The sequence below is a fragment of the Shewanella hanedai genome, assembly GCF_007197645.1.
GTDB lineage: Bacteria > Pseudomonadota > Gammaproteobacteria > Enterobacterales > Shewanellaceae > Shewanella > Shewanella hanedai.
In genome coordinates this window covers 59,577-65,933 of record NZ_VKGK01000029.1, presented here as the reverse complement: position 1 = coordinate 65,933, position 6,357 = coordinate 59,577, and the positions used below count along the sequence as shown (strand labels likewise).

The following is a 6,357-nucleotide window of genomic DNA, read 5'->3' as shown; positions in this document are numbered from 1 at the left end:
GCAATATAGGGTGCTGGGTAACAGAATACGCCTTAGTGGAGGCTTGAGCCGTATGCAGTGAAAGTTGCATGTACGGTTCTTAGGAGGGCGGTACTTGGTAACAAGTGCCGCCTATCCGACAAAAATGAGCTAGCTACTAGAAGAACCTAAATCGAAGAGATAAAGAATCAGGTGTGAATGCGGCTATGACCTTTGACAGCATGGACGCTGTCGTAGAGGCTATAGGGATATACTTGCGCCGTGTCATAGAAGTATTTACACATTAGGGATGCTGCAAGCAATAGATATCAACAAAGGTATGCTTATCAGGGAATAACCAAATATGAATTCTGCCAAATGAGCCCAACTAAGAAGATATTTGAAACTTGCTATCAGGCAAGTCAGCAAGCTTTTGTCTAGAAATGAGTAATAACGACAAAGCCTAAATCGAAGAGATAAACACTCAGGTGTAGATGCGGGTGAGGGCGTTGGTGGCATGGCCAAAAATGTTCCCTACATTTTCAGGCATTTCCTATATCCATATAGGTCAGATGCTGTCGTAGAGGCTACAGGGACTGTACTTGAATGATATCCTATCTAAAGGCCAGTTCGACATCCTTGTCTCTCGTTCATTAGCTCAGAAACTTAACGTTTCTATTCACCGTCTCACTGGAGTATCTGCACATCAGGTCGCTCTTTGGCATCCTGCCACTGCGACATTGGTGCATCCCTGCACAGCACCTGCTGCAAGCAATAAATACCAATTTAGCTATGGTATTAGTAAAACACACAAGTACCAAACCAGCTCAATGAAACCAATTCCTAAAAAGATATTTGAAACTTGTTATCCGACAAGTTTACCAAATTGCTGTTATGCCTCTTACCTCTACTGATTTACCGTCCCACACATATTCGTAATGTGTAGATTGAATGATCTCTTCAACTCTTTTAGGGGTAAACAGGGCGTAACAACAAGACATTGGATTTCGCACACTGGTGTAGTGCAATCCTTCAACTCTTTGTTTACGGTTTTTAAAGCCTAAATTCTGCGATGCACTGTAATCACTATGATGATAAATATCGGTAGCTTGCATCTCTGCAATTGTGTTGGCTCTAATATCGATTAACTCGCCGCTGATGGTACAAGACAAACCTTTCATCACTATCATGTCAAAATGCAGTCCTTCGATAAGGGATAACATCTTTTGGACATGATATCGGGTTTCTGCGATAGCGGTTTCCATGGTGTCAGCTAGATATAAAACCCCAAAATCGCCATTAGAGAACCGACTACCGTCTCTATTTATGTGGGTAAAAGAAGCTGTGGCATAGGAGCAGCCATTAATACCAAATGGAATTTGGTCGTGATTCAACAGCGTAAGATCACCGATTTCATTCTGTAATCTTGGGTTTGTTAAGCTCTGTATCGCGTACAAAACCTCGAATTCATCGACATTGGCACAGTCGTCAAAGATGTCGATTGCTGGAAATCTTGTGTTAACCAGACGATAGGTCTTTTGACTTGTTAATGTTGAACTCACTATGACCATCCACCACTGCGTAAGTGATCAACTCGATGATAGACTTCGTGTAATGCACCGAAATCACCGGCTGCGATTATTTCAAGGGGCTTTCGGCCTTCGAAGTAGGGGTTATTATTGACCATGTTCATGTAGCCATAGATGTTTTCTGAGTTGGTAAAAAATTGTCTCAAGGCGGCATGAATATTGAGAATATAGCTAATTCGTGTCAGTTGATCTTTATCCAACACGAAGGCTTTTTTTCCTGATTTATAGGCAAAGTATGATGAGCGGTTAACCCTTAGAATATTCGTTATTGCCTCTGTCTTGCATCCCCAGTGTTGAAGTATGGTTACTGCAGCGTTAAAACCCACTTTAGATGTGTGGGCGGAGTTAATATCAACGTGTTGATGTTGAACGTTAGCGTTAGACATGATTGGTCCTCTCATCATTGACTGATTCAATAATAGACCTTTAAGTAAATAAAGTCCAGAGTTGGACCTTGTGTTGGGTGGAGATTTTACTGCTATGTCGATGTTTTTGATGAGCGGGAAAGTAAAAGTAGAGGTAGGCTATTGCTGGTATCGGCGAGTTTATCTTTATTTTTAAAAGTAAGGGAGCCAATTGGCTCCCTTACTTTTATTAACTTCGATTTATCTGAGATTAAAGCTCGGCTTCAATCCAGACTAAGCGGTGGTCAGAAGAGATATCTTTGCCGTTACCCCATTTACCCACGCGCTTATCATTCATCAACATATGGCCTTCTTCGAAAGTGGCAGGCCAGAAAACACCAGAATCGATGATGTTAAGGTCATTTGATGGAATGGCATGGTCAACACGAAGACCAAAAGTACTGGTCACTCGCTCAGGGAAGGTGTTCTCTTTACAGAAGCCTAATGCATAACACTCCGTAGAGCCGAAGCTGCTAGGTGCGTAGACACCGTCTGTGGCCAATGTGTTTACGCGGTTATGGTTCATTAGATCTTGAATGGCATCAAGGAAGCCGTCACCATTTTCAGGATCGGCGTTAAGATCGCCCATAACAACAAACGAATCGTCTAAACCTAAGCCGCCTTTTTTGCCTGCGTCGTCATAGATATAGTCTTCACCAGCAACATAATCATTCCAGAAGTCGATTTCAGCACGATTCAGTAACTTATTATTTTCAGTCACTGTGTCGAATACTGGCGGAGTTGGATGTGATAGCAGTAGATGAACCACTTTCTCGCCAGTGGCGGTTGGGATTAGAATAGGTGCATCGACATGGTTTTTAGATGAAAGCGGCTTTTCTGCCCATGCTTCAGCTGAGTACCACTCGTCGCCACACTTCATTCCGTCTGGAATTGGATTTTTCTCATCATCACAGTTAGTGATAGTGGGATTGACTTCACCCGGCATATCTTTCCATTTAAAGTTTTGGAAAGTACGGATGTTATCTGTATCAATTGGGTATTGAGATAACAGGCCAAATGCGTATTGACCATGATAGAAGCCAAAGCCCCATGCATCGCCAGGCAGTGCAACTTTTCCATCTCTGTCTAGATCGAAGTCACTTAATAGACCTGTATTAGTCGAGAAGTTTTCAGCGTAAGCGAATTGAATAGGCTTAAGCATCTTCTTTTCATCAGATGTTGTTCCTAAACCATTTTGAGGTACGGCAAGGTAGTTTAAGCGGAAACCTTTGATAGCATCTTGGTTCTCAGCGATACCGTCGTTGTTAAACTCACCCATCATCAATACTGCTGGACGCTCAGTTTGAATAATGGCTGCCACGTTACGGATCTGGATAACCTTTTCAGCCACTTTAAGTTCTGCATCAGTTAAGGTTTCATCAAACCAACCTTGCATTAATACTTCTTGCTCAGGAGCCGTAATTTGCATCTCTTTAACAAGCTCTTCAAACGTTGAGCGGTCGAAAGAGAGGTTGTATGTGCTGAAGCGAACATTGGTTGCATCAGGTGTTGGTTCAACAGGGTTGATAATGGTTGTGTCGTCATTGCATCCTGACAATAACGCTATCGATATAGCAGCCGCAGCTGCGGTTTTAAGTAGTTTCATTTTATGACCCATCATATTTTTATTAGTAATAATTATTATCTTGAGCTCATTTATATGAGCTTCGAAAGGATTCTATACAGGTGTCAATTCGCTTACTATAAAGCAACGTGAGTTTTGAGACTGGATGCGGACTTTTTACGCAAAAATTTACACTCTTTACGCTATTGTGATGTAAATGATCCCTGGGTGTTATGTTTGGGTTTTATTTGTGCTTACTGTTAAAGGACTAGAGATTGAGACTTGTCAGGTTTCCACCTACACTGTCGGGTCTTTCATGTCACCTGAGATTAATCATGATACTAAAACCAATTCCTACCAATGTGATCACTGGCTTTTTGGGTGTGGGTAAAACGACCTTCATTAAGCAGTTATTAGCCAGTAAACCAGAGGGGGAGACTTGGGCTGTTTTAGTCAATGAGTTTGGTGAAATTGGTATTGATGGCGCCTTGTTATCAGGTGGTGGTGAAAGTATTGAGATCCGTGAAGTTGCGGGCGGATGTTTATGTTGTGCGGCGAGTGTGCCTATGCAAGTAGCCGTTAATCAACTTATCGCTAAAGCAAAGCCTGACAGATTATTGATTGAGCCTACGGGGTTAGGGCACCCCAAAGAGGTGATTAAGCTGTTAAGTCAGCCTCACTATCAACATGTCATCGCTCTTAAATCTACCGTGTGCTTGGTTGACGCGAGAAAAATCTCCGATGAACGCTATCGCACCCATGACATTTTTAATCAGCAACTTGCTGTCGCCGATATCATATTGGCGACTAAATCCGATCTCTATTCTGGTCATGAGTATTCAGATTTAACCGCTTATGTTGATGCAAGCGTTGGCGAGGCTGATTCAGAACAGAAAAGCTATTTGTCGTTAAGTCTATTACCGAGTTTAGAGATGAGCTTACCTGCAGCACTATTGAGTTTACTCGACAGAGCTGGAAAGGTACCAAGGCAAATCTCTTCACCGAAAACGAGCCTATTGAGCCCGCGTTCTGTCAGTGTTTTTGATATCGAATCTGTTGAAAACGATAGCGGATTTGATGAGCGAGGGGTATTAACCAAACAAAACAGTGGTGAAGGTTTTTACGCTTGTGGTTGGGTATTCGATCTCAGTTATGAGTTTCGTTTTGATGAGGTAATTGAGCTTATAAAATCCTTAGAGGTGACTCGGATTAAAGCCGTGCTTATTACCGATGAAGGTATTGCAGGGATTAACGTGATTGATGGTGAAATGAGTGTGATGGAGCTCGATGATGCGATGGATTCAAGGTTTGAAATCATCAGTTTATTGCCACTGACCATCGATGAGTTAGCACATCAACTTTTTGCTATATCTAAGCGAATCAAATTTTGATATTTTGCGATAAATTTTTAGAACCTTGTTCTATATTTGGTAACTTTTCATACGGTAAATAGTGAATGAACTCAGAGGCATTGAATCAAGAGGTATCAAGTCAAGATTTTGCTTTGGTTAATGACCCAATACATAAGCTTCTGTGGCGTTATACGGTGCCGACCATACTGTCTATGTTGGTTACTGGCATTTATGTCACGATTGATGGCATGTTTGTTGGCCATTATCTTGGGGAAACAGGCTTAGCAGGCATGATGCTGGCTTATCCTGTCGGAGCCTTGCTATATGCTGTGGGCGCGCTGTTGGGAATGGGCGGTGCAGCGCTTGTCTCAATCTATTTGGGTCAAGGAGAGATAACCAAGGCAAGAAAAATCCTCGGTAATACTTTTAGCCTGTGTCTAATCACTGGTGCACTTTTTGCTGTTTTCGGCAGTTACTTTTCTCGAGATATATTGCAACTTTTGGGTGCTGAAGGGGCTGTGCTAGACAGCGCTGATGACTATCTGTTTTGGTATTTTGCACTCGGCTACTTTCCTATTATCTCGGTCGCATTCACTGCGCTATTAAGAAATGATGGTCGTCCTGGTTTTGTTACCGGGGTATTGATTCTAGGTGGCTGCCTAAACATTGTGCTCGACTGGTTATTTATCGTGGTGTTTCCTTTTGAGCTTGTGGGGGCGGCGATTGCCACCATGATGTCTCAAGCCGTGACGGGTGGATTGTGTTTATGGCATTTTTTCACCGATAAGACACGTCTAAGGATCAATGTTCAGCAGATGAAATTAGAGGTCGACCACTGTTTTAATATTCTTAAAACAGGTCTGCCGAGTTTCTTGATGAACCTCTATCTCTCCATTGTGCTCACCTTACATAACATCGCCTTTTTATGGGTAGGCTCACCGATCCATGTGGCTGCATATAGTGTGGTGAGTTACACAGAAGCATTCTTTTATCTGATTTTTGAAGGGATAGCCTTCGGTACCCAACCTATCTTTAGTTTTAATGCCGGGGCGGGACGGTATGACCGGGTGTTCAAGACGTTAAAGATTGCCTTTGGTATCACCTTAACGACAGCGGCGATTGGTCTGTTATTCATTTACACCAAGCCACAATGGGTGGTGTATCTTTTTGCTGGTGATAATCCAGAGTTGACCCCTTATGCGATTGAGGGAATGGGACTCTATTTCTGGGGGCTACCAATGGAGGGGTTATTACTCGTTGGTGCGAGCTTTTTCCAAGCGATAAATTATTCTAAAGAAGCATCTATTCTAACCGGTGCCAAATTATTACTCATCGCTTTGCTTATCTATCTATTTGCTTGGGTCTTTGGTACGACAGGCATATGGATATCTTTAGCTTGCTGTAGCAGCATGCTCATTATCTGGATGGGATTCGCGTTAAAGCGAGTCTCGAAACAGCTTGTTTATTAAATGGGACTTTTAGTGTAGAGT

6 protein-coding genes are annotated in these 6,357 nt (G+C 42.5%); 3 read left to right on the top strand and 3 right to left on the bottom strand.

The annotated features are described in order from the left end of the window. The first annotated feature begins 560 nt into the window (after positions 1 to 560). Complete coding sequence (locus FN961_RS19695; protein WP_144041891.1) at positions 561 to 872, top strand: hypothetical protein; 312 nt, start codon at positions 561 to 563, stop codon at positions 870 to 872. Here the strand turns inward: FN961_RS19695 and FN961_RS19690 are convergent. The 3 genes from FN961_RS19690 to FN961_RS19680 form a co-directional block, all read right to left on the bottom strand. Further along, positions 837 to 1,520 (bottom strand): RES family NAD+ phosphorylase, encoded by a 684-nt coding sequence (locus FN961_RS19690; protein WP_144041890.1) that lies wholly within the window; start codon positions 1,518 to 1,520, stop codon positions 837 to 839. The two genes, FN961_RS19695 and FN961_RS19690, sit on opposite strands and share 36 nt — an antisense overlap. Further along, positions 1,520 to 1,933 (bottom strand): hypothetical protein, encoded by a 414-nt coding sequence (locus tag FN961_RS19685; protein ID WP_144041889.1) that lies wholly within the window; start codon positions 1,931 to 1,933, stop codon positions 1,520 to 1,522. Before FN961_RS19685 ends, FN961_RS19690 begins: the two co-directional genes overlap by 1 nt. A 229-nt stretch (positions 1,934 to 2,162) precedes the next feature. Then, on the bottom strand, positions 2,163 to 3,557 hold the full coding sequence (locus tag FN961_RS19680; protein WP_144041888.1) for an endonuclease/exonuclease/phosphatase family protein: 1,395 nt from the start codon (positions 3,555 to 3,557) through the stop codon (positions 2,163 to 2,165). Between the two features lie 293 nt (positions 3,558 to 3,850). Here FN961_RS19680 and FN961_RS19675 point away from each other — a divergent pair, with 293 nt between their 5' ends. After that, the gene (locus tag FN961_RS19675; RefSeq protein WP_144041887.1) at positions 3,851 to 4,906 is read left to right on the top strand and encodes a CobW family GTP-binding protein; all 1,056 of its coding nucleotides are present in this window, start codon (positions 3,851 to 3,853) and stop codon (positions 4,904 to 4,906) included. A gap of 65 nt (positions 4,907 to 4,971) precedes the next feature. Next, entirely contained in the window at positions 4,972 to 6,336 is a 1,365-nt protein-coding gene (locus FN961_RS19670) for an MATE family efflux transporter (RefSeq protein ID WP_144041886.1), read from the top strand. Positions 6,337 to 6,357: the final 21 nt, after the last annotated feature.